General features: G+C 66.1%; 21 protein-coding genes and 1 tRNA gene. 13 read left to right on the forward strand and 9 right to left on the reverse strand.

Annotated elements, in window-relative coordinates:
* Positions 1-16: 16 nt before the first annotated feature.
* Together EDC62_RS02260 and ppsA are read right to left on the reverse strand one after the other, a co-directional pair.
* On the reverse strand, positions 17-283 hold the full coding sequence (locus EDC62_RS02260) for a DUF4212 domain-containing protein (RefSeq protein WP_124220010.1): 267 nt from the start codon (positions 281-283) through the stop codon (positions 17-19).
* A gap of 125 nt (positions 284-408) precedes the next feature.
* A complete protein-coding gene (gene ppsA / locus EDC62_RS02265; protein WP_124220012.1) occupies positions 409-2,799 on the reverse strand; it encodes a phosphoenolpyruvate synthase in 2,391 nt (796 codons plus the stop codon).
* Positions 2,800-3,010: 211 nt separating this feature from the next.
* Between ppsA and ppsR the strand changes: the two genes are divergently transcribed.
* The 5 genes from ppsR to hemP all read left to right on the forward strand — a co-directional run bounded on the left by ppsR (position 3,011) and on the right by hemP (position 8,373).
* Positions 3,011-3,832 carry a posphoenolpyruvate synthetase regulatory kinase/phosphorylase PpsR gene (ppsR, locus tag EDC62_RS02270; RefSeq protein WP_124220015.1) on the forward strand — a complete coding sequence of 274 codons (822 nt, stop codon included), beginning with the start codon at positions 3,011-3,013 and terminating at the stop codon, positions 3,830-3,832.
* Positions 3,833-4,106: 274 nt separating this feature from the next.
* Complete coding sequence (locus EDC62_RS02275; RefSeq protein ID WP_245968712.1) at positions 4,107-6,287, forward strand: TonB-dependent receptor; 2,181 nt, start codon at positions 4,107-4,109, stop codon at positions 6,285-6,287.
* A gap of 24 nt (positions 6,288-6,311) precedes the next feature.
* Positions 6,312-6,992 carry a Fe2+-dependent dioxygenase gene (locus EDC62_RS02280; RefSeq protein WP_124220020.1) on the forward strand — a complete coding sequence of 227 codons (681 nt, stop codon included), beginning with the start codon at positions 6,312-6,314 and terminating at the stop codon, positions 6,990-6,992.
* A 20-nt stretch (positions 6,993-7,012) separates the two neighbouring features.
* On the forward strand, positions 7,013-8,152 hold the full coding sequence (locus EDC62_RS02285; RefSeq protein ID WP_124220023.1) for an alpha-hydroxy acid oxidase: 1,140 nt from the start codon (positions 7,013-7,015) through the stop codon (positions 8,150-8,152).
* The gene (hemP, locus tag EDC62_RS02290; protein WP_124220025.1) at positions 8,149-8,373 is read left to right on the forward strand and encodes a hemin uptake protein HemP; all 225 of its coding nucleotides are present in this window, start codon (positions 8,149-8,151) and stop codon (positions 8,371-8,373) included. Before EDC62_RS02285 ends, hemP begins: the two co-directional genes overlap by 4 nt.
* A gap of 36 nt (positions 8,374-8,409) precedes the next feature.
* Here hemP and EDC62_RS02295 read toward each other — a convergent pair whose 3' ends face one another.
* Positions 8,410-8,817: a GlcG/HbpS family heme-binding protein gene (locus EDC62_RS02295; protein WP_124220028.1), complete on the reverse strand. Its 408-nt coding sequence runs from the start codon at positions 8,815-8,817 to the stop codon at positions 8,410-8,412.
* Between the two features lie 229 nt (positions 8,818-9,046).
* On the opposite strand from EDC62_RS02295, the gene EDC62_RS02300 reads away from it, so the two are divergent.
* Both EDC62_RS02300 and EDC62_RS02305 read left to right on the forward strand, forming a co-directional pair.
* Complete coding sequence (locus EDC62_RS02300) at positions 9,047-9,748, forward strand: Bax inhibitor-1/YccA family protein (RefSeq protein WP_124220031.1); 702 nt, start codon at positions 9,047-9,049, stop codon at positions 9,746-9,748.
* Between the two features lie 131 nt (positions 9,749-9,879).
* A complete protein-coding gene (locus EDC62_RS02305; protein ID WP_124220033.1) occupies positions 9,880-10,311 on the forward strand; it encodes an FKBP-type peptidyl-prolyl cis-trans isomerase in 432 nt (143 codons plus the stop codon).
* 77 nt (positions 10,312-10,388) lie between these two features.
* Here the strand turns inward: EDC62_RS02305 and EDC62_RS02310 are convergent.
* The 5 genes from EDC62_RS02310 to EDC62_RS02330 form a co-directional block, all read right to left on the reverse strand.
* Positions 10,389-10,464, reverse strand: a tRNA-Thr gene (locus EDC62_RS02310).
* Between the two features lie 11 nt (positions 10,465-10,475).
* Positions 10,476-11,489 carry a class 1 fructose-bisphosphatase gene (locus EDC62_RS02315; RefSeq protein WP_124220036.1) on the reverse strand — a complete coding sequence of 338 codons (1,014 nt, stop codon included), beginning with the start codon at positions 11,487-11,489 and terminating at the stop codon, positions 10,476-10,478.
* Positions 11,490-11,509: 20 nt separating this feature from the next.
* The gene (gene pepN, locus EDC62_RS02320) at positions 11,510-14,227 is read right to left on the reverse strand and encodes an aminopeptidase N (RefSeq protein WP_211330893.1); all 2,718 of its coding nucleotides are present in this window, start codon (positions 14,225-14,227) and stop codon (positions 11,510-11,512) included.
* 21 nt (positions 14,228-14,248) lie between these two features.
* Positions 14,249-15,353 (reverse strand): peptide chain release factor 2 gene (prfB, locus tag EDC62_RS02325; protein ID WP_124220038.1). Its coding sequence is split into 2 segments (ribosomal slippage): positions 14,249-15,271 and positions 15,273-15,353, totalling 1,104 coding nucleotides; the frame shifts between segments, so codons are not numbered across the junction.
* 87 nt (positions 15,354-15,440) lie between these two features.
* Positions 15,441-16,364: an alpha/beta fold hydrolase gene (locus tag EDC62_RS02330; RefSeq protein WP_124220040.1), complete on the reverse strand. Its 924-nt coding sequence runs from the start codon at positions 16,362-16,364 to the stop codon at positions 15,441-15,443.
* 26 nt (positions 16,365-16,390) lie between these two features.
* Here EDC62_RS02330 and EDC62_RS02335 point away from each other — a divergent pair, with 26 nt between their 5' ends.
* From EDC62_RS02335 to EDC62_RS02355, 5 genes are all read left to right on the forward strand, one after another.
* Positions 16,391-18,193, forward strand: coding sequence for an acetate--CoA ligase (locus EDC62_RS02335; RefSeq protein WP_124220043.1), 1,803 nt, complete (start codon positions 16,391-16,393; stop codon positions 18,191-18,193).
* A 61-nt stretch (positions 18,194-18,254) separates the two neighbouring features.
* Complete coding sequence (locus EDC62_RS02340; protein ID WP_124220045.1) at positions 18,255-19,310, forward strand: aldo/keto reductase; 1,056 nt, start codon at positions 18,255-18,257, stop codon at positions 19,308-19,310.
* A 16-nt stretch (positions 19,311-19,326) separates the two neighbouring features.
* On the forward strand, positions 19,327-19,821 hold the full coding sequence (locus EDC62_RS02345) for an aminoacyl-tRNA deacylase (protein ID WP_124220048.1): 495 nt from the start codon (positions 19,327-19,329) through the stop codon (positions 19,819-19,821).
* A 63-nt stretch (positions 19,822-19,884) separates the two neighbouring features.
* Positions 19,885-20,514: a glycerol-3-phosphate 1-O-acyltransferase PlsY gene (plsY, locus tag EDC62_RS02350; RefSeq protein WP_124220050.1), complete on the forward strand. Its 630-nt coding sequence runs from the start codon at positions 19,885-19,887 to the stop codon at positions 20,512-20,514.
* 50 nt (positions 20,515-20,564) lie between these two features.
* A complete protein-coding gene (locus EDC62_RS02355) occupies positions 20,565-22,493 on the forward strand; it encodes a GGDEF domain-containing response regulator (protein WP_124220052.1) in 1,929 nt (642 codons plus the stop codon).
* 57 nt (positions 22,494-22,550) lie between these two features.
* Here EDC62_RS02355 and EDC62_RS02360 read toward each other — a convergent pair whose 3' ends face one another.
* Positions 22,551-23,036: a YajQ family cyclic di-GMP-binding protein gene (locus EDC62_RS02360; protein ID WP_124220054.1), complete on the reverse strand. Its 486-nt coding sequence runs from the start codon at positions 23,034-23,036 to the stop codon at positions 22,551-22,553.
* Positions 23,037-23,077: 41 nt separating this feature from the next.
* On the opposite strand from EDC62_RS02360, the gene murB reads away from it, so the two are divergent.
* Positions 23,078-24,118 carry a UDP-N-acetylmuramate dehydrogenase gene (gene murB / locus EDC62_RS02365; RefSeq protein ID WP_124220056.1) on the forward strand — a complete coding sequence of 347 codons (1,041 nt, stop codon included), beginning with the start codon at positions 23,078-23,080 and terminating at the stop codon, positions 24,116-24,118.
* The last annotated feature ends 217 nt before the right edge of the window (positions 24,119-24,335 follow it).

The raw sequence follows: 24,335 nt of genomic DNA on the forward strand, positions 1-24,335 counted from the left end.
CAGCGGCCTAAGCGGCCTAAGCTTGGTGCACCGCATCGCGCTCGATCCGACGCACGCGCCGGGCATAGATCACGACGATGAACAGATACAGCAGGGGCAGGCCCTGCGCAGCCGCCCAAAAACCAAAGGGCCAACCGAAGAAGCGAAATTGCAGCCCGGGGGCGCCCCAGACCAAAGCGATGGTCGCCAGCCACCAGACGAGAAGCAGGATGAAGGTCAGGCGCCGCGTCTGCGACCAGGCACTCTGTTCCGAGGCAGAGGGAAGCGGGTTCGGCTGCGTCATGAGGCGTTTCTAGCACGCTGCTCCGACGCAGTCGACCCGCGTTTTCACCAAGCACTGGAACCGCGTCCAAGCGCCCGGCTGGGTCGCCGGGCGCGCGCCATCACGGAAACTTATTCAGCGTTGCCTTATTTCGCCAGTTGGTTCCAGGTGTCGATCACCGAGTCCGGGTTGAGCGAAATCGAGCTGATTCCCTGATCTCGCAGCCACAGCGCGAAATCCGGGTGGTCGCTGGGGCCTTGGCCGCAGATGCCGATGTATTTGCCGGCCGCGCGACAGGCACGAATCGCCTGCGCGATCAGCGCCATGACGGCCGGGTCGCGCTCGTCGAAATCGGCTGCCAGCAGCTCGAGACCCGAGTCCCGGTCGAGGCCCAAGGTGAGTTGGGTCAGGTCGTTCGAGCCGATCGAGAAGCCATCGAAATGCTCGAGGAAGCGTTCGGCCAGAACGGCGTTGCTTGGAACCTCGCACATCATGATGAGCTTGAGATCGTTCTCGCCACGGCGCAGGCCATACTCGGCCAGCAGCGCCGTGACACGCTCTGCCTGCCCGATCGTGCGCACGAAGGGCACCATGACCTGCACGTTGGTCAGGCCCATGTCATTGCGCACCCGCAGCAGGGCTTCGCACTCCATCGCAAACGCCTCGCGAAAGTCGGCGCTGAGATAGCGCGCCGCGCCGCGGAAACCGAGCATCGGGTTTTCCTCTTCGGGCTCGTAGCGGCTGCCGCCCATGAGCTTGCGGTACTCGTTGCTCTTGAAGTCCGACAACCGCACGATGACCGGCTTGGGCCAGAACGCTGCGGCGATGGTCGCAACCCCCTCGGCCACCTTGTCGACATAAAAAGCGCGGGGGCTGGCGTGGCCGCGGGCCGCCGACTCGACCGCCTTTTTGAGGTCCGGATCGACCTGCGGGTAGTCGAGGATGGCCTTGGGATGCACGCCGATGTTGTTGTTGATGATGAACTCGAGGCGCGCGAGGCCCACGCCGCTGTTGGGCAGTTGCGCAAAGTCGAAGGCCAGCTGGGGGTTGCCGACGTTCATCATGATCTTGGTGGAGATCTCCGGCATGGCGCCGCGGCTGACCTCGGTCACTTCGGCCTCGAGCAAGCCGTCGTAGATGTAGCCGGTATCGCCCTCGGCGCAGCTCACCGTCACGAGCATGCCGTCCTTGAGCCGTTCGGTCGCGTCACCGCAGCCGACGACGGCAGGAATGCCCAGTTCCCGGGCGATGATGGCTGCATGGCAGGTGCGCCCGCCCCGGTTGGTCACGATGGCGGCAGCCCGTTTCATGACCGGCTCCCAGTTCGGATCGGTCATGTCGGTGACCAGCACGTCGCCGGGCTGGACCTTGTCCATCTCCGAAATGTTGTGCACCACCCGCACCGGACCTGTGCCGATTTTTTGGCCAATCGCACGCCCTTCGGCGAGGATGGTCCCGCGGTTCTTCAGCTTGTAGCGCAGCTCGGTCTTGCCCTGAGCCTGGCTCTTGACCGTCTCGGGCCGCGCTTGCAGGATGTAGAGCTGTCCGTCCTTGCCGTCTTTGCCCCATTCGATGTCCATCGGCCGGCCATAGTGCTGCTCGATGACGAGCGCGTAACGCGCGAGTTGCTCGACCTCCGCATCGCTGAGGCAGTAGCGGTTGCGCAGTTCCGTGGGCACGTCGACCGTTTTGACGAGTTTGCCCGTCTCGGCCTTTTCCTGCGGGGTGGTGAACACCATCTGGATCAGCTTGCTGCCGAGGTTCCGCCGGATCACGGCGCGCTTGCCCGCACGCAGCATGGGCTTGTGCACATAGAACTCGTCGGGGTTGACGGCGCCTTGCACGACCGTCTCGCCCAGACCGTAGCTGGCGGTGATGAAAACCACGTCGTCGAAACCCGACTCGGTGTCGATGGTGAACATCACGCCCGAGGCGCCGATGTCGGAACGAACCATGCGCTGCACGCCGGCCGAGAGCGCGACATGCTCATGCGAAAAGCCTTTGTGCACGCGGTAGCTGATGGCGCGGTCGTTGTAGAGGCTGGCAAAGACCTCCTTGGTCTTGTGCAAGACCTCCTCGATGCCCTCGACGTTGAGGAAGGTTTCTTGCTGACCTGCGAACGAGGCATCAGGCAGGTCCTCTGCGGTTGCGGAAGATCGCACGGCGTACGAACCGCCGGGGTTGTCGGCCTCGAGTCGCGCAAACGCCTCACGGATGGCCGCCTCGAGTTCGGGCGGGAAGGGTTGCGCCTCGACCATAGCCCGGATTTCCGCTCCGGCGGACGCGAGGGCGCGGACGTCCTCGGTATCGAGGGCCGCGAGCCGGGCATTGATGCGCTCAGCCAATCCGCCGTGCGCCAGAAACTGCCGGAAGGCGTAGGCAGTCGTCGCGAAGCCGGTGGGAACACGCACGCCCGAAGGCAATTGCGAAATCATCTCGCCGAGGCTGGCGTTTTTACCGCCAACCGCCTCGACATCGGTCATTCTCAGTTTCTCAAACGGTACGACCAGGGCGGTCGGCTCGAACAGTGCAGACATGGGAGACTCCAGAAGTAAAAAAACCGAGCCGCGCTGCCGCTGACCGTGGCGACGGCCTGCGGACGTTGGAGTTCTTCGTATGGGTCCGAGCAGCGCATGAATTCTTGAGGGAAGGCCGCAGCGAGCGGCAAACCGATGCGCCATTTTAGGCGCTGGCTGGACCAGCATCTTCGCTACAGTTGACGCTGACATCCACTTTGACGCTTCCAAAATGCCTGAACGCACCGTTTTTTATGTTTCCGACGGAACCGGCATCACCGCCGAGACCTTTGGAAAAGCCATCCTCGCGCAGTTCGACGTCCAGTTCCGCGCGGTTCGTCTCCCCTTCGTCGACACGGTGGACAAGGCCCATCAGGCGGTGCGGCAAATCAACCACACCGCCGAGCATGAGGGACGCCGGCCGATCGTCTTCACGACGCTGGTCAATATGGACGTGCTGCACGTCATTCAGCAGCACTGCAAAGGCATGTTGCTCGACATGTTCGGCACCTTCGTGCACCCGCTGGAAGAAGAACTCGGCGTGAAGTCGCACCACCGCGTGGGCCGGTTCAGCGACGCGAGCAAGAGTGCCGACTATCAACGTCGCATCGATGCGATCAACTTCGCCCTGGCGCATGACGACGGCCAGTCCGACCAGGACCTGGCAGCCGCCGACGTGATCCTCGTCGGCGTGAGCCGCAGCGGCAAAACCCCAACCAGCCTGTATCTGGCCATGCAATACGGCATCAAAGCGGCCAACTACCCGCTCATACCCGAGGATTTCGAGCGCCAGCAACTGCCCCCGGCGCTGCTGGCGTACAAGAAGAAACTGTTCGGACTGAGCATCCAACCCGAGCGCCTGGCTGAAATCCGGCAGGAGCGCCGACCGGGGTCCAAGTACGCCAGCCTCGAAAACTGCCGCCGCGAGGTCGCTGCCGCCGAAGCAATGATGCGTCGCGCCGGTATCAAGTGGCTGTCGACGACGCACAAATCGATCGAAGAGATCGCGACCACCATCTTGCAAGAGCTCAAGCTCAACGAAGCCGTCGGCTGACCGCCGCGGCTCGCCCAGCCTCAGCGCCGCTTCAACGCCATCAAATGCGAATCGTTCGCATTTGATGCGCTATACTTCGGCCGTTCCGCCAGCCAGACATCCCGCGCGCAGCCTGCCGCGGATGCAGCCAGCCGCCCCTCCCGCTCCCACTCCCGAGGCTGCTGCCATGTCCAAACCCGAATGTTTGAACGATTTTTCCCATGATCCCGGCATGAAACGGCTGGATGTTGCTCTCTTTTCAGGAGCATCTTCAGCCGCCCTACCGCTCGGTGCGATGCTGCTTGCCGGCTCCCTGGCCGCCACTGCCGAAACCGTGGCGCCCGTGCAGGCCACGCTGACACCGGTTACCGTCACCGGAGCACGCGATGAAGGGCTGCGCGCCACCCGCACGGGTATCGGCAAGGGGGATCAAGCGCTGCGGGACCTGCCCCAGTCAGTCACGGTGGTCACGGAGCAGCTCATGGATGAGCGCCAACTCACCACCCTCAAAGAGGTCTTGAAGAACACCTCCGGAATTACCTTTCTTGCCGCCGAAGGGGGCGAGGAAGACATCCGCCTGCGCGGCTTCCCGCTCCAAGGCACGGGCGACGTGTTCGTCGATGGGATGCGCGACCCTGCTTTTTACGACCGAGACACCTTTGCCTTCGACCGCGTCGAACTGCTGCGCGGATCCGCCTCGATGCTGTTTGGGCGCGGCTCCACCGGCGGCGCCGTCAACATGGTGACCAAGCAGCCGCGGCTGTTGAACGAGCACCAAGTGGACCTGACCCTGGGCAGCTATCGCTACCGACGCATGGTCGCAGACTTCAATCTCAAGACCGACGAGCGCGCCGCACTGCGCCTGCAGCTCATGAACACCAAGGCGGACAACAACGGCGCGGGAAGTTCGCTCGACAAGAACGGCGCCCACGTCAGCTATCGCTGGGGCATCGGGACCGCCGACGAGTTCACGGCCAGTCTCTACCACTTGGACAACCGAAACGGGATCAACTACGGCCTGCCGTGGATCCGCAGCTACAGCGGCGCCCCGACAAGCAGCACGACCGTGATGCCGCTCGATCCGAGCACTTATTACGGCATGGCCAGCGACCGCAACCACGGGCACGCGACCCAGCTCACGCTGGATCAACGGCATTGGTTTGACAACGGCGCAGAACTCCACACCAAGCTGCGCCGCGGCGCTTATGCCCGCGACCAACGTGCCAGCACCATCCGCTTCTGCCGAGGCAGCACCAACACCAGCACGCAGGTCTACACGCCAAACCCTCTGTGCCCCGACCAGCACAACGTCGCACTCGACCGCTTCGGCCCGAACACGGTACTGACCCGCGGGACCCAGCTCAAGGTTCAGGACCTCGACACCACGTACCTCCAGAGTGACTACAACCAAACGGTCCAAGTCCTGGGCCTCAAGCATGAAGTGCTCGCTGGCATCGAGCTGGCCCGCGAGCAGAAGGTGGTTTACGGTGCTCGCAACGCCGCCCAAGGTGGCTTCGTACCCACCAAGCCCGTGACGACCGTGGGTGCGCCGAACGACGGCGCCTGGATCGAAGAAGCCGCCCGGGTGCTGAGCCCGACGAGCCGCTACACCTCGACCGGCTGGGGTCTCTACGCTCAGGACCTGGTGAGCCTGAACCCGGAGTGGAAACTGCTCGCCGGCCTGCGTTACGACCATCTGGAGGGCGATTACGCCACCCTCAACATCGTGAGCGGCGCGACCACCGCCGCCTACCGGATGAAGGTGGGCGCCTGGAGCAAGCGCCTGGGCTTGCTGTGGCAGCCGAGTGATCGGCAGTCGTTCCATGCGTCTGTGGCCAATTCCTTCAACACCTCGGGCGACGCCTATTCCCTCAGCGCGGCCAACGTGAACACCCCGCCCGAGCAGGCGGTGAACCTGGAAGTGGGCGCACGAATCGAGTCGGAAGACAAGCGCTTGAGCACGCGACTGGCGCTGTTCAAGACGGTCAAACTGCATGAACGCAACACCGACCCCCTGGTGAACCTCACGACGCTCTCCGGCCGCCGACATGTCGCGGGTTTTGAAATGGATGTGGCCGGACGCATCGGCTCGGCCTGGGAGGTCTTTGGCTCGTACATGTGGCTACCGGTCGCCAAGATCGATACGCCCGTCACCGGCGGAGAGACTGGGCGGCCTTCGCTCACGCCCAAGCACACCGGCACGATCTGGGCCACCTACCGCGCCCAAGCGCAGTGGCGACTGGGCGCAAGTCTCAACCTGCGCAGTGCGCAGACGCCCAACCGCAACCCGGGCTGGGAAGTGCCGGGCTACGCGACGCTCGATGCAATGGCCGAGTACGTCCACGATGCGCGGCTGAGCTTCAAGGCCAACCTGAACAACCTCAGCAACCGGCTGTATGCCGACCAGCTCTACAGCGGCCACTACGTGCCGGGCGCCGCTCGCATGCTGCAGCTCACGGCCAGCCTGAAGTTCTGATCGCGTTCATCGACGTCACCGACCATGATCCTGACCCTGCCCGACCTCATCGACGCCGCCAACCTGCGCACGGTCCGGGCGCTGCTGCACAACGCCCCTTGGCAGGATGGACGCGAAAGCGCGGGTGCTCAGGCTCGCAGGGTGAAGAACAACCAGCAGTTGCCCCATGATTGCGCAGCCGCCGAGCACATCCGCACGCTGGTGCTCGAACGACTGCAACAGCAAGCGCTGTTCTTCTCTGCGGCCTTGCCCAAGCGCATCTTTACGCCTCGGGTGAACCGCTATAGCGGCGCGCACAATGCCTACGGAGCGCATGTCGATGGTGCCATCCGTATGCTGCCCGACGGCCAGCGGGTGCGCACCGATCTCTCATGCACCGTCTTCCTCTCCGATCCCGCGGACTACGACGGAGGCGAACTCTGCATCGCGGACACCTTTGGCACGCACGCCATCAAGCTCCCGGCCGGGCACGCTGTGCTCTATCCGGGTTCGAGCGTGCATGAGGTGCGGCCGGTCACGCGCGGCGAGCGCATGGCCGTTTTCTTCTGGGTCGAAAGCATGGTGCGTCGCGACGATCACCGGCGCTTGCTCTTTGAAATGGACATGGCCCTCACCGCCTTGCGCACCCGGCACGGCGAGAGCGCCGAGACCACGGCGCTCGCCGGCAGCTATCACAACCTGCTGCGCCTTTGGGCCGACACATGAAAGAAGGGACCTGTGCGTTCATGAACACGTCTGCCGCATCCCCAGCCGCCCCACACCACACAGCGGTGAATCTTGCCGATTACGCGGCTTGCGCCGAATCGGTGCTCGATGCCGCGGCTTGGGCCTACCTGAGCGGCGGCGCGGGCGACGAGCAAACGCTGCGCGCCAACGTCCTGGCGTGGCAGCGCATCGGCCTTTTGCCACGCCTGCTGCAGCCGCTCGCCCACGGGCACACGCGGGTGCACCTGTTCGGACGCGAATGGGCGCATCCGATCTGGCTTGCCCCCGTGGCCTACCAGGCCTTGTTCCACCCGCAAGCCGAACTCGCCAGCGCCGTCGCTGCAGCCGCCCAGGGCGCGGGCCTGGTGCTGAGCACTCTCTCGACGACGCCGCTGGAGACGGTGGCGCAGGCAATCGCCGATGACGCCGCACGCGGCCCCTTGTGGTTCCAGCTTTATCTGCAAGGCGATCGCGGCGCCGATGCGGAACTGATCGCCCGCGCCGAGGCGGCTGGCTATGAGGCGGTGGTCCTCACCGCCGACGCACCCTGCCATGGCGCACGCGACCGCGAGCGACGCGCGGGCTTTGCACTGCCGCCGGGCGTGCAGGCCGCGCACCGGCGGCCGGCCACGGCCACACCCGCGCCGCTGCCGCCTGGGGCGAGCGCGCTGTTCGACCGTTTGCTGCTGCGCGCCCCGAATTGGGACGACGTCGCCTGGCTGCGCGCGCAAACGCGGCTACCGATCCTGCTCAAAGGCGTCTTGCATGCGGACGACGCGCGCCAGGCCCGCTCGCTGGGCCTCGATGGTGCGATCGTCAGTAACCACGGCGGCCGCACGCTCGACACCTTGCCGCCGACCGCCGAACGCCTCCGGCATGTCGTCGATGCCGTCGGCGCCGACTGGCCCGTTCTCGTCGACGGCGGCATCCGACGGGGAACCGATGTGGCCAAGGCGCTGGCGCTCGGAGCGCGCGCGGTGCTGATCGGGCGCCCCTATGTTTTCGGGCTCTCTGCAGCAGGCCCGCAAGGCGTGGCGCACGTGATCCGGCTACTGCGCGACGAACTGGAAATCGCGATGGCCCTGCTGGGTGCCCGCACGCCCCAGGACCTCGCGCGAACCCACCTGCTCGAACCTGCATCCACCCCCGACAGCCGATGAAGACCCTCACCCCCTGCCTGCCAGAGCCGACAACCAACCCGCCCGACCCTGCAGCGGCCGGCAGCGGTTTCCTGCCGGTGCGCGACCGAACGAGCACCGCGCCTCCGCTCATCCAGAGCCGTGATTTGCTCCAGGGGCACGGCCTCGTGCACATCGTCCACCAAGGCGCTGTCTACCGACTGCAGACCACACGCCAAGGCAAGTTGATACTCACGAAGTGAGGTATCCGCTGCGCGCACGGCAGCGAAACGTCCAGTTCACAAACCCAGTGCCGCGATCCCGGCGCGGGCGATCTGCGCGTCTTCCGAGGACTTCACGCCGCTGACGCCGACCGCGCCCAGGCACTGACCGTCTTTCAGGATGGGGACGCCGCCTTCGAGCAATCCCTCGACGCTCGGCGCACTGAGAAATGAGGTGCGCCCGCCGTTGATCACGTCCTCATAGACCTTGCTTTCGCGGCGACCGAGCGCCGCTGTGTGGGCCTTGGCCGGCGCGATGTGCGCGGAGATCGGCGGCGCGCCGTCGAGGCGGTTCAGGTGCAGCAAATGCCCGCCCGCGTCGACGATGGCAATCGTGACCGCCCAGCCGTGGGCCAGCGCTTCGGCCTCCGCGGCCGCGGCCACGGCCTTCACATCGACGGATTCGAGAACAACGGTGGATTTCATGCGGTGAGGTCCAAGCAGAATACGAAGCGCAGCAGCTTAGCGCAAGCCGGCCGCCGGGCCACCCGCACGGCGGTCAAAACGCCTGCAACTGAATCGGTGGCCTCCGGGGGCTGGCCGGTATCCTTTGATTTCATCGGAATCACGCGCCCCAGGTGCACGCCCTGTCATGGGCGACCCCTAGAATCCATGCAGCCGGACAAACCGGCCATTCACTTCCAAGGAGATACGCATGAACGACCGTCTGCAGACCCTCGATGCCGGCACGGCCTACGGCGGTGCTGGCGCGCTCGCGCAACGCAACCGCGTGCTGCGCAACACCTATTGGCTGCTGGCTCTCAGCCTGCTGCCCACCGTGCTGGGCGCCTGGATCGGCGTGGCCACGGGCATCACCGCCAACCTCACGGGCGGCATCGGCCTGCTGGTGTTCCTTGGTGGCGCCTTTGGCTTCATGTTCGCCATCGAGCGCACCAAGAACTCGGCCGCCGGCGTGCCGGTGTTGCTCGCCTTCACCTTCTTCATGGGGCTGATGCTCTCGCGGCTCATCGCCATGGTGCTGGGTTTCAAGAACGGCAGCGAACTCATCATGACGGCCTTCGGCGGCACCGCTGGGGTGTTCTTCGTCATGGCGAGCCTCGCGACCGTCATCAAGCGCGACCTGTCGGGCATGGGCAAGTGGCTAATGGTGGGTGCACTCGCGATCCTGGTGGGCGGCATCATCAACGTGTTCGTCGGCTCCACCGCCGGCATGATGGCGCTCTCCGTGCTGGCGATCGGAATCTTCAGCGCCTTCATGCTCTACGACCTCAAGCAGATCATCGACGGCGGCGAAACGAATTACATCAGCGCCACGCTCGCGCTCTACCTGGACCTCTTCAACGTGTTCCAGAGCCTGCTCGCGCTGCTCGGCATCATGGGCGGCGAGCGCGACTGACCACGTAAACCCACGGGCGCCCGGCGCCCCTGCCCTGCCCCGGCGCCCCGCCGAGATGGTCACTTTTTGATAGCAATCATCGACCGTTTCGCGCTGGGCTACCGGGGTTTTTCACATCATTCGTCCACAACATGGCTCTCAACCCCTCCCTGCCGCGCGCCAGCGCCCTGTTTCTCGGCCTGTGCACCGCTGCGGGCCTGGCCCTGGCCTCCGCCCCCGCCGCCCCAACCGAAACCCTGCCCTCGGGCGTGAAGATCGTGCACGCCAAAGTCGGCGACGGCGCCCGCCCCAAGGCTACCGACGTGGTGCGGGTGCACTACCGCGGCACCCTCACCGACGGCAAGGAGTTCGACAGTTCCTACAGCCGCGGCAAGCCGGCGAGCTTTCCGCTCAACCGGGTCATTCCCTGCTGGACGCAGGGCCTGCAAACCATGAAAGTGGGCGGCAAGGCCACCCTCACCTGCCCGAGCGAAACCGCCTACGGGACGCGCGGCGCCGGCGGCGTGATTCCGCCCAATGCGGTCCTGACTTTCGACGTGGAACTCCTCGGCATCGAAAGCTGACCCCGGCGTCCGGCCCGCCCCTACAAAAAAACGCCCCCGACTCGTTCGAGTCGGGGGCGTTTTTCGTTGAAATCAGATGGTGCCGGCAAGAGGAGTCGAACCCCCGACCTTCGCATTACGAATGCGCTGCTCTACCAACTGAGCTATGCCGGCGAAGCCCTGCATTATAGCGGGTTCTGGTGATAGCTCGTGACCCGCTCGACCTCGTTTTTCGAGCCCATGAACACCGCCACACGCTCATGCAGGCTCTTGGGCTGGATGTCCAGAATGCGCTGATGTCCGTTGGTCGCAGCGCCGCCGGCCTGCTCGACCAGCCAGGCCATGGGATTGGCCTCGTACATCAAGCGCAGCTTGCCGGGCTTGTTCGGTTCGCGCTTGTCCCAGGGGTACATGAAGATGCCGCCGCGGGTCATGATGCGATGCACGTCGGCCACCATCGAGGCCACCCAGCGCATGTTGAAGTCCTTGCCGCGCGGGCCGTCCGCACCCTGGAGGCACTCATCGATGTAGCGCTTCACGGGCGCGTCCCAGTGCCGCATGTTGCTCATGTTGATCGCGAACTCACGGGTGTCCGCAGGTATTCGGACGTTTTCCTCGGTGAGCACGAAGGAGCCCTGCTCGCGGTCGAGGGTGAACATCGCCACGCCGTCTCCCACGGTCAGCACCAGCGTGGTCTGCGGGCCGTAGACGCAGTAGCCCGCCGCCACCTGCTGTCGGCCGGGCTGCAGAAAGTCGCCCTCGTCGACGCCGCGGTCGTCCTCGGGCATCTTGAGCACGCTGAAGATGGTGCCGATGCTGACGTTGACGTCGATGTTGCTCGAGCCGTCGAGTGGATCGAACAGCAGCAGGTACTCGCCCTTGGGGTAGCGGTTAGGCACGACATAGATCGTGTCCATCTCTTCGGAAGCCATGGCTGCGAGGTGGCCGCCCCATTCATTGGCCTCGATCAGCACCTCGTTGGCGATGAGGTCGAGCTTTTTCTGCACCTCGCCCTGCACATTCTCCGAGCCGGCCGAGCCGAGCACGCCACCCACCGCCCCTTTGTTGACGGCGATGCTGATGCGCTTACAGGCGCGCGCGACGACTTCGATCAACAGGCGCAACTGGGCCGGAATATGGCCATCGACGCGCTGCTGTTCGACCAGGTAGCGGGTGAGACTGATGGGTTTGGGGGCCATGCGGTGCTCCTCGGGATGGGTCAGTCGGCCAAGGCGCGGGTGACGACCTCGCGCACGTCGTTGCTCAGATCGGGCTTGGCGGCCACCCGCGCGATGGCTTCGCGCGCCGCGCTGCGCCAGGGTTCGGCCAGCTTCTTCCAGCGCTCCAGCGCGCGTGCGAGACGTGCGGCGACCTGCGGGTTGATCGCGTCGAGTTCGAGCACGCGTTCACTCCAGAACACATAGCCCGCAGCATCGGCGCGATGGAAAGCGCCGGGATTGGCGTTGCAGTAGCTGAAGATGAGGCTGCGCGCGCGGTTGGGGTTGCGCAGGTTGAAGTCCGGATGCTGCATGAGCTGGCGCACCAACGGCAGCACATCGCCACCCCGGTCCGGTGCACCCGCCTGCAGCGCGAACCATTTGTCGATGACGAGCGGTTCGTGGCGGAACATGGCGTAGAAATGCTGCAAGGCGGGTTCGGCCAGCGCATGCCCGGCGGTCACCAAAGCGGATAGCGCATGGAAGCGGTCCGTCATGTTGGTCGCGTCCTTGACGCGCTGGTAGGTCTTGCCCGGCCAGACGACATCACCCGTCTCACGCGCAGCCACGCAGAGCATGGTAAGCGCCATGCCCGCGAGGGCTCGGCGCCCGGCGGAGCGGGCATCGGGCCGATAGGCCCCGTTGTCGCGGTGCTGTTCCCAGGCCCAAACCCAGTCGTGGTGCAGATCGAGCGCGAGCTGCTCACGCATGGCCTCGCGCACGGCGTGAACGCGCTGCGGGTCGACCACGTCGAGCTGTTCGGCGAGCCAGGTTTCGGCCGGCAGGGTGAGCACGAGTTCCTTGAAAGCGGCGTCCAGCGCCGGATGACGCAGCACGCTGCGCAGCGCCTCGAGCGTCGCCGGGTCGAGCACCTTGGCGTCCTTGGCTTCGGCATCGCTGCGGATGAAGTCGAGCGCGCGGCGCGTGACGAGCCGCTGCGCCGCTTCCCAGCGGTTGAACGGGTCGCTGTCGTGCGCCAACAAAATCAACAGCTCCTCATCCGTGTAGTCGAAGTCGAGCACGATGGGTGCGCTGAATCCCCGCAGCAGCGAAGGCACCGGCGGCGCGTCGAGTCCGTCGAAGTGGAAGGTTTGTTCGCGCTCGGTGAGCACCAGCAGCCGCTCGAGTGGCGCGGCCTCGCCCGTCGTCTCGGCGGCGGCGCCCGCGTCGGCGGACACACGCAGTGGCAAGGGCTGCCCGTCGCGGTCGAACAAGGCGAGCCGCACGGGGATAACGAAGGGTTCCTTGTGCGGCTGCCCCGGCGTGGGCGGGCAGCTTTGGCTCAGCTTGAGCGTCCAGCGGCGCGCGGCCGGGTCGAAATGCGTCTCGGCGCTCACATGCGGGGTGCCGGCCTGGCTGTACCAGCGCATGAACTGCGGCAAGCGGCGGGCAAGCTCGGAGTCTGGATTGGCGTCAGCAATCGCCGCAGCGAAGTCATCCACCGTGACGGCCTGGCCGTCGTGCCGCTCGAAGTAGAGCTTCATGCCGGCCGCGAAACCCTCGGTGCCCACGAGCGTGTGCATCATGCGCACGAGCTCAGCGCCTTTTTCGTAGACCGTGACGGTGTAGAAGTTGTTGATCTCGAGATATTGGTCCGGCCGCACGGGGTGCGCCATCGGGCCGCTGTCCTCGGCAAACTGCAGCGTGCGCAGCACGCGCACGTCTTCGATGCGGCGCACCGCACGCGCCGAGGGGCTGCCGGCCATGTCCTGGCTGAACTCCTGGTCTCGGTAGACGGTGAGGCCCTCCTTGAGCGAGAGCTGGAACCAGTCGCGGCAGGTGACGCGGTTGCCGGTCCAGTTGTGGAAGTATTCGTGCGCGACCACGCTTTCGATGTGGGCGTAATCGGTGTCGGTCGCGGTAGCCGGGTTGGCCAGCACGTACTTGGTGTTGAAGATGTTGAGGCCCTTGTTCTCCATCGCGCCCATGTTGAAGTCGCTGGTGGCGACGATCATGAAGCGTTCGAGGTCGAGCGAGAGGCCAAAGCGCACCTCGTCCCAGGCGATGGCGGCCATGAGCGAGTTCATGGCGTGCTCGGTCTTGTCGAGGTCGCCGGCCCGGACATAGATTTGCAGCAAGTGTTCTTTGCCCAGCCGCGAGACGATGCGCTGCTCGCGTGCGACGAGCTTGCCCGCCACCAGCGCGAACAAATAGCAGGGCTTGCGATGGGGGTCGACCCAGCGCGCGAAGTGGCGCCCGCCTTCGAGCTCACCCTGCTCGACGAGATTGCCGTTGGACAACAGCACCGGATACTGCGCCCGATCGGCGCGCAGCGTGACGGTGTAGCTCGCCATCACATCCGGCCGGTCGAGGAAGTAGGTGATGCGACGAAAGCCTTCGGCCTCGCACTGCGTAAAGAAGGTGCCCTCGCTCACGTACAGGCCGGAGAGCTGGGTGTTCTTGGCTGGCGCGCAGGTGGTGAAGATTTCCAGCTCGAAAGGCTCGGGGCCTTCGGGCAGGCTTTCGAGCACGAGCTGATTGCCCTCGAGCTTGAACGAGGTGCCCGCGCCGTTGACCAGCACCCGCGCGAGGTTGAGTTCCTCGCCGTCGAGCCGCAACGGCTGCGCCGGCACGTCGGGGTTGCGGCGCACGCGCATGCGGTTGAGCACGCGGGTCTTGGCCGGGTCGAGGTCGAAGCACAGGTCGACGGTGTCGATGAGGTAGGCCGGCGGGGCGTAGTCTTCGCGCCGGATGACGCTAGTTTGTCCTTCACGCAACATGGGGTTCCTTTGGAGTGGGGTTCAGACGCCCTGTTTGAGCGAGGCTTCGATGAAGGGGTCGAGGTCGCCGTCGAGCACTTTCTGCGTGGCCGAGGTCTCGTAGTTGGTGCGCAAGTCCTTGATGCGGCTCTGGTCGAGCACGTAGGAGCGGATCTGGTGGCCCCAGCCCACGTCGGTCTTGGTGTCTTCGAGCTTTTGCTGCGCCTCCATGCGCTTGCGCATCTCGAAGTCGTACAGGCGCGAACGCAGCCGTTTCCAGGCGGTTTCGCGGTTGCTGTGCTGGCTGCGCCCGTCCTGGCATTGCACCACGATGCCGGTGGGGATGTGCGTGAGGCGCACCGCCGAGTCGGTCTTGTTGATGTGCTGGCCGCCGGCGCCACTGGCGCGGTAAGTATCCACCCGCACATCGGCGGGGTTGATGTCGATTTCGATGGTGTCGTCGATTTCGGGGTAGACGAACACGCTCGCAAAGCTGGTGTGCCGGCCGCCGGAGGAATCGAAGGGGCTCTTGCGCACCAGGCGGTGCACGCCGGTCTCGGTGCGCAAGAGGCCGAAGGCATAGTCGCCCTCGACCTTGATGGTGGCGCTCTTGATGCCGGCGGTGTCGCCCTCGGTGATGTCTTCGACCGTGGCCTTGAAGCCCTTGCGCTCGGCGTAGCGCAAATACTGGCGCAGCAGCATGCTGGCCCAGTCGCAGGCCTCCGTCCCGCCGGCGCCGGCCTGGATGTCGAGGAAGGCGTTGAGCGGGTCGGCCGGGTTGTTGAACATGCGGCGGAACTCCAGGTCCTTGACCTGGGCGGCGAGCTTTTCGACCTCGGCTTCGATGGTGGCGAGGCTCGCCTCGTCACCCTCTTCCTTGCTCATTTCGTAGAGCTCGGTATTGTCGGCAAGCTCACGTTCGAGATGGTCGAGCGTGACCACCACGCCCTCGAGGGACTTCTTTTCCTTCGCCAGTTCCTGCGCGCGCTTGGGGTCGTCCCAGACGGTGGGGTCTTCGAGGTAGGCGTTGACGGTTCTCAGGCGTTCGGCTTTGACAGGGTAGTCAAAGATACCCCCGTAGCGCCTGCACGCGGGCGCTCAAGTCGGCCAGTTGCGTGCCGATCTGGTTGATGTGTTCTGCATCCATGCTGGGAATTCCTCGGTGTTCGATGTTCACGGGCGGCGCATCCACGCCGCTGCGGGGTGCGAGCGCACCCGCAAACCCGCGATTTTCTCACGCAAGGAAGGATTCGATCAGCCGTGCGAGTTCTTCGGGCTGGTCGTGGTGCAGCATGTGGCCCGCGTCGGCCACCACCGCGACCCGGCAGTCAGGCACGGCCCGCAGGCGCTCGTGGTACTCGGCCAAGCTGTAGCGCCCCTTCCACCACTGGCTGAGCGAATCCCCGTCGGCCTCGACGGCCAGCACCGGGGCGGTGATGGCGCGATAAATCGCCAGCACCTCCTCGACACGGTAGAGCATGGGATGGGTGATTTTGTGCGCGGCGTCGCCCAGGATGCGCCAGCGGCCCGCCGCGTCCGGCTCGGCCCAATGCTGCGCGAGCCAGGCGGCCTTGTCGGGCGACAGGCGCGGGTTGGTCTTCATGAGGCGGCGCGCGACGGCATCCAGGCTGTCGTAGTCCTTGAGGCGCAGTTCGCCCGCATGCAAGGCGCGCAGTTCGTCGAGCCACTGCGCATAGCGCGCGCCCGCCTGCTCGGGGCGCGTCGCGGGCAAGCCGAAACCCTCGAGGTTGACCAGGCGGCGGATCCTTGCCGGCCGCACCCCCGCGTAAATCATCGCGACGTTGCCGCCCATGCTGTGACCGATCAGGTCCACGGGTTGCGCGCCGACAAGCGTGTCGAGCAAGGCATCCAGATCGCCCAGGTAGTCCGCAAAAACGAAGTGGTCGGTGCCCGGTGGCGGCGCGGTGTGGCCAAAGCCCCGCCAGTCGGGCGCGAGGATGCGTCGCCCACGCATGAAACCGCTCGAGAAGGCGTCGACCATGAACTGCCACGAGGCCGCCACGTCCATCCAGCCGTGCACCAGCACCAGAGGCGGCAAGGCCGGGTCGGCCTCGCCATCCGACCAGGAACGGACGTGGTATCGAAGCCCGCGGATCGGGACAAACGCGCTGTGACTGGCTCGCTGGATTCGGTACATTGCGCCGATTATTGAGGAGACGACCCATGCCGACCCGTCAAGCCCGGGACAGCCGACGACCGCTGGCACACCCCGCCGACGCCTACGAAACCGTCCATCAGCACTTGCGCTGGCTCGTGCCCGAGCGCTTCAACATCGCACAAGTCTGCTGCCGGCGCTGGGCCGAGCGTGCGGACACTTCCAATTCAATAGCAATCATCGACCATTCCACGCTGGGACACGGCCAAAAATACACATATTCGGCGCTGCAGGCGGCGGCCGACCGCGTCTCGCATGCGCTGGTGCGCGCGGGCGTGCGCCGCGGCGACCGGGTGGCGATCGTGATGCCGCAGCGCTTCGAGACGGCCGTGGCCTATCTGTCGGTGCTGCAGCTCGGTGCGGTGGCGGTGCCGCTGTCGATGCTCTTTGGCCCGGAGGCGCTGCAGTTCCGGCTGCAGCACAGCGACGCGGTACTCGCCCTGTGCGACGCGGCAGCCCTGGGCGCGCTGCAGGCCGCGCGCGAGCAAACCCCGAACCTGCGCCGCGTCGTGGCAGTCGGGGCCGAGCCGGGCACACCGGGCGTGGACGCGCGGCTCGAAGACTGGCTCGCCCGACCCGCTGCGCCCTTCCCGCTGGCCGACACTGCGGCCGACGACCCCGCCGTGCTGATCTACACCAGCGGCACCACCGGCGACCCCAAGGGCGCGCTGATTCCGCACCGCGCCCTCATTGGCAACTTGACCGGCTTCGTCTGCAGCCAGAACTGGTTTGGCTTCGACGGCGTGCACAACGCCGCGAGCGATGCGGTGTTCTGGAGCCCCGCCGACTGGGCCTGGACCGGCGGCCTGATGGACGCGCTCCTGCCCACGCTCTACTTTGGCCGGCCCATCGTCGCCTGTCGCGAGCGTTTCAGCCCGGAACTGGCCTTCGACCTCCTGCAAACCCACGGCGTCACCCACAGCTTTTTGTTCCCCACCGCGCTCAAGGCGATGATGAAGGCCGTGCCCGAGCCCCGCGCGCGCTTCCGCCTGCGCCTGCAAGCCCTCATGAGCGCGGGCGAGGCCGTGGGCGAGGCCGTCTACGCCTGGTGCCGCGACGCGCTGGGTGTGGCGCCCAACGAAATGTTCGGCCAGACGGAAATCAACTACATCGTCGGCAACTGCCAGGCGCTGTGGCCCGCCAAGCCCGGCAGCATGGGCCGGCCCTACCCCGGCCACCGGGTGGCGGTGATCGACGAAGCGGGCGTCGAATGCCCGCTGGGGGTGATCGGCGAGGTGGCGGTGCACCGCCGCGACCGCCATGGCGACCCCGACCCGGTGTTCTTCCTCGGCTATTGGAAGAACGAGGCGGCCACCCGCGCCAAATTCACCGGTGACCCTTCCGACAGTTGGTGCCGCACCGGCGACCTGGCGCTGCGCGACGCGGACGGCTACTTGTGGTACCAGGGCCGCGCCGACGACATGTTCAAGTCCGCGGGCTACCGCATCGGCCCCGGCGAAATCGAAAACTGCCTGCTGCGCCACCCGGCCGTCGCCAACGCCGCCGTGGTGCCCAAGCCCGACCCCGAGCGCGGCGCGCTGGTCAAGGCCTATGTCGTGTTGACTCCTGAATTCAGAGCACGACGTGACCAATTCACGCCGGGAAGCGCCGCATTCGATGCCCAACTGTGCCGGGAACTGCAAGCCCATGTACGCGGCCGGCTCGCACCCTACGAGTACCCCAAGGAAATCGAATTCATCGACCAGCTGCCCATGACCACCACCGGCAAGGTGCAGCGCCGCGTGCTGCGTCTGCAAGAAGAAGCCCGCGCCCGGGCAGCCGCCGAGAGCGCGGCCCGGGCACCGCGCTGAGCGCGCACGCCTCCTCCCCCATAAACTTCACTCGTTCCTCTACAACCCCACGCACCACCTCATGCAAACCGTCCGCCTCGGCCAAAGCGACCTTCACGTCACCCCCATCTGCCTGGGTACCATGACCTTCGGTGAGCAAGTCACCGAAACCGATGCCCACGCCATCCTCGACCGCGCCGTCGAGCGCGGCATCAACTTCATCGACACGGCCGAGATGTACGCCGTGCCGGCCCGCGCCGAAACCTATGGCGCGACCGAATCCATCATCGGCCGCTGGTTCGCCCAGCGCCCCGGTATGCGGCAGCGGGTGGTGTTGGCCAGCAAAGTGGCGGGCCCATCGCGCGGCATGCCCTGGATCCGCGAAGGCAGCGGCATGACCGGCGCCGACATCATCGCCTCGTGCGAGGCGAGCTTGCGGCGGCTGCAAACCGACGTGATCGACCTCTACCAGATCCACTGGCCCGAGCGCCATGTGCCGGCGTTTGGCATCCTCGCCTACGACCCGAGCAAGGAAAAATCCGTCACCCCGATCCGCGAGCAGCTCGAAGCCCTCGCCACGCTGGTGCGCGCGGGCAAGGTCCGCGCCGTCGGCCTGTCGAACGAAACCCCCTACGGCGTGCACGAGTTCGTGCGCTTGGCCGAAGAACATGGCCTACCGCGCGTGGTGAGCGTGCAAAACCCGTATTGCCTCATCAACCGCAGCTATGAGAACGGGCTGGACGAAACCTGCCACCGGCTCGAAGTCTCGCTCTTGGCGTACTCGCCGCTGGGCTTTGGGCTTCTGACCGGCAAGTACGACGACCGCGGCATCGACACCGACGCTTCGGTCGGCCGCATGGCGAAGTTCGACAGCATGAAAAAGCAGCGCTGGGGCCGCCCCGAGGCGCTGGAAGCGGCGCGGCGCTACAACGCGCTGGCCCGCGCGCACGGCCTCACGCCCACGCAGCTCGCGCTGGCCTTTTGCTACGACAACTGGCGCGTGGCCAGCACCATCATCGGCGTGACCTCGCTGGCCCAGCTCGACGAAGACCTCGATGCCTGGGGCACCCAGCTCAGCCCCGAACTGCGCGCCGAGATCGACCGCATCCGCTGGGCGCTGCGCGACCCGGCTCAATGAGACCAAGCCCCAGCCGATGGCCAAGAAGACCCATGTGAGCGAAACCCCGGCCACCGCCTGGCTCAAGGCGCAGGGCGTCGCCTACACCGGGCATCCGTACGACTACGTGGACAAGGGCGGCGCGCTGCACAGCGCGGCCGCGCTCGGCTGGGACCCGCACGCGGTGGTCAAGACGCTGGTGATGCAGGACCAGGACGCGCGGCCGCTCCTGATCCTCATGCACGGCGACCGGCAGGTGTCGACCAAAGCGCTGGCGCGGCAAATCGGCGCGAAATCGGTCGAGCCCTGCGCCCCCGAGGTGGCCCAGCGCCACAGCGGCTACCTCGTCGGCGGCACCTCGCCCTTTGGCACGCGCCGCGCCATGCCGGTCTACATCGAGGCGAGCATCCTCACGCTACCCAAAATCCTCATCAACGGCGGACGACGCGGCTTTCTCGTCGGCATAGCCCCCCGGGTCTGCACAGAGCAGCTCGGTGCCCAGCCGGTCGAGTGCGCGCTCGCCGACGGTTAGGGGAAGGCGGGTCGTTGAATAATCGGCCGTTGCACCCGTTGTTCCACGCCTGAGGAGTCGTTCTTGAGCTCGGTTTATTCCTTCGTCGCCATCCTGGCCGCTTACCTCATCGGTTCGTTGAGTTTCGCGGTCATCGTCAGTCGGGCCATGGGCCTGGCCGACCCCCGCACCTTTGGCAGCGGCAACCCCGGTGCGACCAACGTGCTGCGCTCGGGCTCGAAGAAGGCCGCCGTGCTCACGCTGCTGCTCGATGCGGCCAAGGGCTGGCTGCCGGTGGTGGCCGTGGCCTCGCTGGGCGCGCCCTACGGGCTGGGTACAGGCACGGTGGCGCTGGTGGGGCTGGCGGCGTTCCTGGGCCATCTGTACCCGGTGTTCTTCGGCTTCCAAGGCGGCAAGGGCGTGGCCACCGCCGCCGGCGTGCTGCTGGCCCTGCAACCGTGGCTGGGCGCGGCGACGCTGCTGACCTGGATCCTCATCGCCGGCTTTTTTCGCTATTCGTCGCTGGCCTCCATCGTGGCCGCCGTGTTCGCGCCGCTGTTCTATCTCTTGGGCGACGGGCGCGTCTGGACGGCAGAACCCGCCACGAGCCTGGCCATCTCGGCCATGACGCTGCTGTTGCTTTGGCGCCACCGCGAGAACATCCGCCGGCTGGTCCAGGGCACGGAAAGCCGCATCGGCAGCAAAGGACGCTGATACGATGGCAACAACCGTTTCCATGGTGGCCCAACCACCCGCCGTTACCCATGACGACCACCAAGGCTGAGCAACTGCGTATCGCTGGGCAACTGCCCAGCCCCAAGGGCGTCGCACTGGCGATCATGGAAGTCTGCAGCCGGGACGACGCCACGCTCGAAGAAGTCGCGCGCATCGTGCAGACGGACCCCGCCCTCTCGAGCCGGCTGCTGCGCAAGGCAAACGCCGCCGGCCAGGGCGGACGGGCGGTCGCTTCGGTCAAAGACGCGGTCATGCGGCTCGGCATGAACACGGTGCGGCTGCTCGCCATGAGTTTTTCACTGGTCGACCAGCACGCCTGCGGGCCCTGCCCTGCCTTCGACTACGGCGCCTTCTGGTCGCACAGCCTCCTCCTGGGCGTCTCGGCCCAGGAACTGTGCAAGGTCGTGCGCGTCACGACGCCCGACGACCTCTTCGCCTGTGGGCTGCTCGCGCGCATCGGTGAACTCGCGCTCGCCACCATCTACCCGCAGGAATACGCGGGTGTGCTGCAACAAAAGCTTTCGACAGAGGCCTTGCTCGAAGCCGAGCGCCAGGCGCTGCACACGGACCATCTCGAATTCACCGCCGTCATCCTCGAAGACTGCGGCATTCCCAAGGCTTTGGCCGAACCGGTCGTCTTTCATGAACGACCCGAAGCCTCGGGCTTCCGCGAGGGTTCACGGCCCTATCAGTTGCTGCAGCTCTTGGTGCTCGCGCGGCGCATGGCCGATTTGGGCTGCGCGCCCGAAGCCGAGCGACACGCCAAAGTCGGCGAGCTGATGCGCATGGGCGGCCAGATCGGGCTGGACGCACAGGCTTTTGGCGCCCTCTTCGACGGTGCAGTCGCGCAATGGCACAGCTGGGGCGAGCTGCTGCGCATCCCGACCGAAACGCTACCCGACTTCGAACGCCTGACCGAAACCCCGCCTCAACCGGCCACGCCCGCCACGCCCGATGCGCAAGCGCCGCTCCATGTGCTGGTCGCGATGGGCGATGCCCGCGCGCGGGCAGCCATCGTCGCAACCCTGAGCCATGATCTCGGATGCCACGTGACCCAGGCGGGAACCGGCGGCGAGGCGCTCACCCGGGCGCTGCAGGAAACGCCGGATGTGCTCATGCTCGAGCGCTTGTTGCCCGAGATGGACGGGGTCGAGGTCTGCCGCGCCCTGCGTGCCACCGAATGGGGCCGCAGCATCTACGTCATCATGATGGTCGAGTCGGACGACCCGGACCGGGTCGAGGAAGCCCTGGAAGCCGGTGCCGACGACTATCTCCCCCAACCGCTGCACGACCGCTTACTTCACGCCCGCATCCGCGCAGCCCGCCACCACCAACAACTGCGCACCGCCTGGCGAGACGATCGGGCGCAGCTGCGGCAGTTCATGGCCGAACTGGCGCTGTCGAACCGACGGCTCGAGCATGCCGCGATGACCGACCTGCTCACCGGGCTGCCCAACCGGCGCGCTGGCTTGCAGGCGCTGGAACAGGCCTGGAGCGCCTCGACCCGGACCGGCCAGCCGTTGGCGGCGCTGATGATCGACATCGACCACTTCAAATCCATCAATGACCGTTATGGCCATGCGGGCGGAGACGTGGTGTTGCAGTCGGTCGCCAAGACCCTCTTGTCGGCGGCGCGTCGCCACGACACGGTTTGCCGCCTCGGCGGCGAAGAGTTTTTGCTGGTCTGCCACGACGCCGACCTGCGCGCCGCCATCCTGGCCGCGCGCCGGGTGCAGCAAACCGTGCGCAGCCATCCGCCCCAGTTCGACGGGAAGACCGTCCCGATCAGTGTCAGCATCGGCATCGCCGTGCGCGAGCCGCAGATGGCCGACGCAGACGCCTTGATTCGCGCCGCCGACCAAGCGCTCTACGCCGCCAAGCACGACGGCCGAGACCGAATCTTCGTTTCTGCCGCCGGCAAGGTGCTCGGCGTCCCGTCGGCCCACAACGCCCCTTGAGGACGCGGGGCCACGCTGCGGCGCGCGGGGGGCGGGGTTCAGCGTTGCCCCTGAGCTTCAGTCGCGGAAGTTGTTGAAGCTCAGCGGCAGGTCGGCCATTTCTTTGCGCAGCAGGGCCATGACCGCTTGCAAGTCGTCGCGCTTGGCGCCCGAGACGCGCAGCTTGTCTTCCTGAATCGCCGCCTGCACCTTGAGCTTGCTGTCTTTGATGAGGCGCTGCATTTTCTTGGCGTCCTCGGTGGCGATGCCGCTGCGCACCTTGATGACTTGCTTGACCTTGTCGCCACCGATTTTCTGCACCGGGCCTTTGTCCAGGAAGCGCACATCGACGCCGCGCTTGGTCATCTTGTTGCGCAGGATGTCCTCCACCTGGGCGAGTTGAAACTCGGCGTCGCCGTACAGGGTGATTTCCTTGTCTTTGAGCTCGATCGCCGCGGCCGTCCCCTTGAAATCGAAACGGGTGGCGATCTCTTTGGCCGTGTTGTCGACGGCGTTACGAACTTCGACCATGTCAGGGTCGCAAACGGTATCAAACGAGGGCATAGCGATCTCAGAGCGTGGAATGCGAATGCGACAATTCTCCCATGACCCCTGAGCGCTCCGTCAACCTGCAGCCCCTCAACACCTTTGGCATCGCGGCGCGCGCGCACACCCTCGTTCGCATCCGCAGCGCCGACGATGTGCGCGCCGTGCTGGCCGACCCCGCGCTCGGCCCCGCGCCCAAGTTCATCCTGGGCGGCGGCAGCAACATCGTGCTCACGGGCGATGTGAAGGCGGTGGTGCTCAAGGTCGAGATCAAAGGCCGGCGCGTGCTCGAGGCCACGCCGCGGCATTGGCTGGTGGAAGCCGGTGCGGGTGAACCCTGGCCCGAGTTCGTGCGCTGGACGCTGGCCCAGGGCACGCCCGGGCTCGAAAACCTCGCGCTGATTCCCGGCACGGTCGGCGCCTCGCCGGTGCAGAACATCGGCGCCTACGGCGTCGAACTGCAAGATCGCTTTCATTCCCTCGACGCAATCGACCTGATGACCGGGCGCGAGTTCACGCTCGACGCCGCGCAGTGCGGCTTCGGTTACCGCGACTCGGTCTTCAAGCACGCAAGCAACCTCGGCCTGGCCGGCCGTGCGCTGATCCTGCGCGTGCGCTTCGCGCTGCCGCGCCCCTGGCGCCCGGAACTCGGCTACCTCGATCTGCAGCGCAAGATGGAAGAAACCGGCATCGCCGCGCCCGACGCGCAGCAGATTCACGACTGGGTGTGCGCCATCCGCCGCGCCAAGTTGCCCGACCCCGCCGTGATCGGCAACGCCGGCAGCTTTTTCAAAAACCCGACGGTCACGCCCGAACAGTGCGCCGACATCATCGCGCGCGACCCCGCCGTCGTGCACTACCCGCTCCCCGACGGCCGCATCAAACTCGCCGCGGGCTGGCTCATCGACGCCTGCGGCTGGCGCGGCAAGACGGTGGGGCATGCCGGCGTGTACGAAAAGCAGGCGCTGGTGCTCGTCAACCGAGGCGATGCCGAACACCCGTGTACGGGCGGCGAGGTGATGACGCTGGCCCGCGCCATCCAGACCAGCGTCTACGAGCGCTTTGGCATCCGGCTCGAACCCGAGCCGGTGGTCGTTTGAACTCTTCTTTTTTAATAGCAAAGAAGCGCCGAATCACGCTGGGATACGCCCGAAAAAGCGAAAAGGCAACGCTGAACAAATCCCCCGCGCGTCGCGCATCCCGGCTGCGGGCGGCCTGCGTCGTTGCAAATCCTCGCCATAGCTTCGGCTATGGCTGCGGTTTGCGCCTCGCATCCCATCCCGCGGCCGGGCGCGCGCCATCACGGGAACTTATTCA

Source organism: Tibeticola sediminis (assembly GCF_003843835.1).
GTDB lineage: Bacteria > Pseudomonadota > Gammaproteobacteria > Burkholderiales > Burkholderiaceae_C > Tibeticola > Tibeticola sediminis.

Bases quoted from the DNA above. Each gene is read 5' to 3' on its own strand.
- EDC62_RS02260 (WP_124220010.1), bottom strand. From the start codon at position 283: ATGACGCAGCCGAACCCGCTTCCCTCTGCCTCGGAACAGAGTGCCTGG.
- ppsA (WP_124220012.1), bottom strand. From the start codon at position 2,799: ATGTCTGCACTGTTCGAGCCGACCGCCCTGGTCGTACCGTTTGAGAAA.
- ppsR (WP_124220015.1), top strand. From the start codon at position 3,011: ATGCCTGAACGCACCGTTTTTTATGTTTCCGACGGAACCGGCATCACC.
- EDC62_RS02275 (WP_245968712.1), top strand. From the start codon at position 4,107: ATGCTGCTTGCCGGCTCCCTGGCCGCCACTGCCGAAACCGTGGCGCCC.
- EDC62_RS02280 (WP_124220020.1), top strand. From the start codon at position 6,312: ATGATCCTGACCCTGCCCGACCTCATCGACGCCGCCAACCTGCGCACG.
- EDC62_RS02285 (WP_124220023.1), top strand. From the start codon at position 7,013: ATGAACACGTCTGCCGCATCCCCAGCCGCCCCACACCACACAGCGGTG.
- hemP (WP_124220025.1), top strand. From the start codon at position 8,149: ATGAAGACCCTCACCCCCTGCCTGCCAGAGCCGACAACCAACCCGCCC.
- EDC62_RS02295 (WP_124220028.1), bottom strand. From the start codon at position 8,817: ATGAAATCCACCGTTGTTCTCGAATCCGTCGATGTGAAGGCCGTGGCC.
- EDC62_RS02300 (WP_124220031.1), top strand. From the start codon at position 9,047: ATGAACGACCGTCTGCAGACCCTCGATGCCGGCACGGCCTACGGCGGT.
- EDC62_RS02305 (WP_124220033.1), top strand. From the start codon at position 9,880: ATGGCTCTCAACCCCTCCCTGCCGCGCGCCAGCGCCCTGTTTCTCGGC.
- EDC62_RS02315 (WP_124220036.1), bottom strand. From the start codon at position 11,489: ATGGCCCCCAAACCCATCAGTCTCACCCGCTACCTGGTCGAACAGCAG.
- pepN (WP_211330893.1), bottom strand. From the start codon at position 14,227: ATGTTGCGTGAAGGACAAACTAGCGTCATCCGGCGCGAAGACTACGCC.
- EDC62_RS02330 (WP_124220040.1), bottom strand. From the start codon at position 16,364: ATGTACCGAATCCAGCGAGCCAGTCACAGCGCGTTTGTCCCGATCCGC.
- EDC62_RS02335 (WP_124220043.1), top strand. From the start codon at position 16,391: ATGCCGACCCGTCAAGCCCGGGACAGCCGACGACCGCTGGCACACCCC.
- EDC62_RS02340 (WP_124220045.1), top strand. From the start codon at position 18,255: ATGCAAACCGTCCGCCTCGGCCAAAGCGACCTTCACGTCACCCCCATC.
- EDC62_RS02345 (WP_124220048.1), top strand. From the start codon at position 19,327: ATGGCCAAGAAGACCCATGTGAGCGAAACCCCGGCCACCGCCTGGCTC.
- EDC62_RS02355 (WP_124220052.1), top strand. From the start codon at position 20,565: ATGACGACCACCAAGGCTGAGCAACTGCGTATCGCTGGGCAACTGCCC.
- EDC62_RS02360 (WP_124220054.1), bottom strand. From the start codon at position 23,036: ATGCCCTCGTTTGATACCGTTTGCGACCCTGACATGGTCGAAGTTCGT.
- murB (WP_124220056.1), top strand. From the start codon at position 23,078: ATGACCCCTGAGCGCTCCGTCAACCTGCAGCCCCTCAACACCTTTGGC.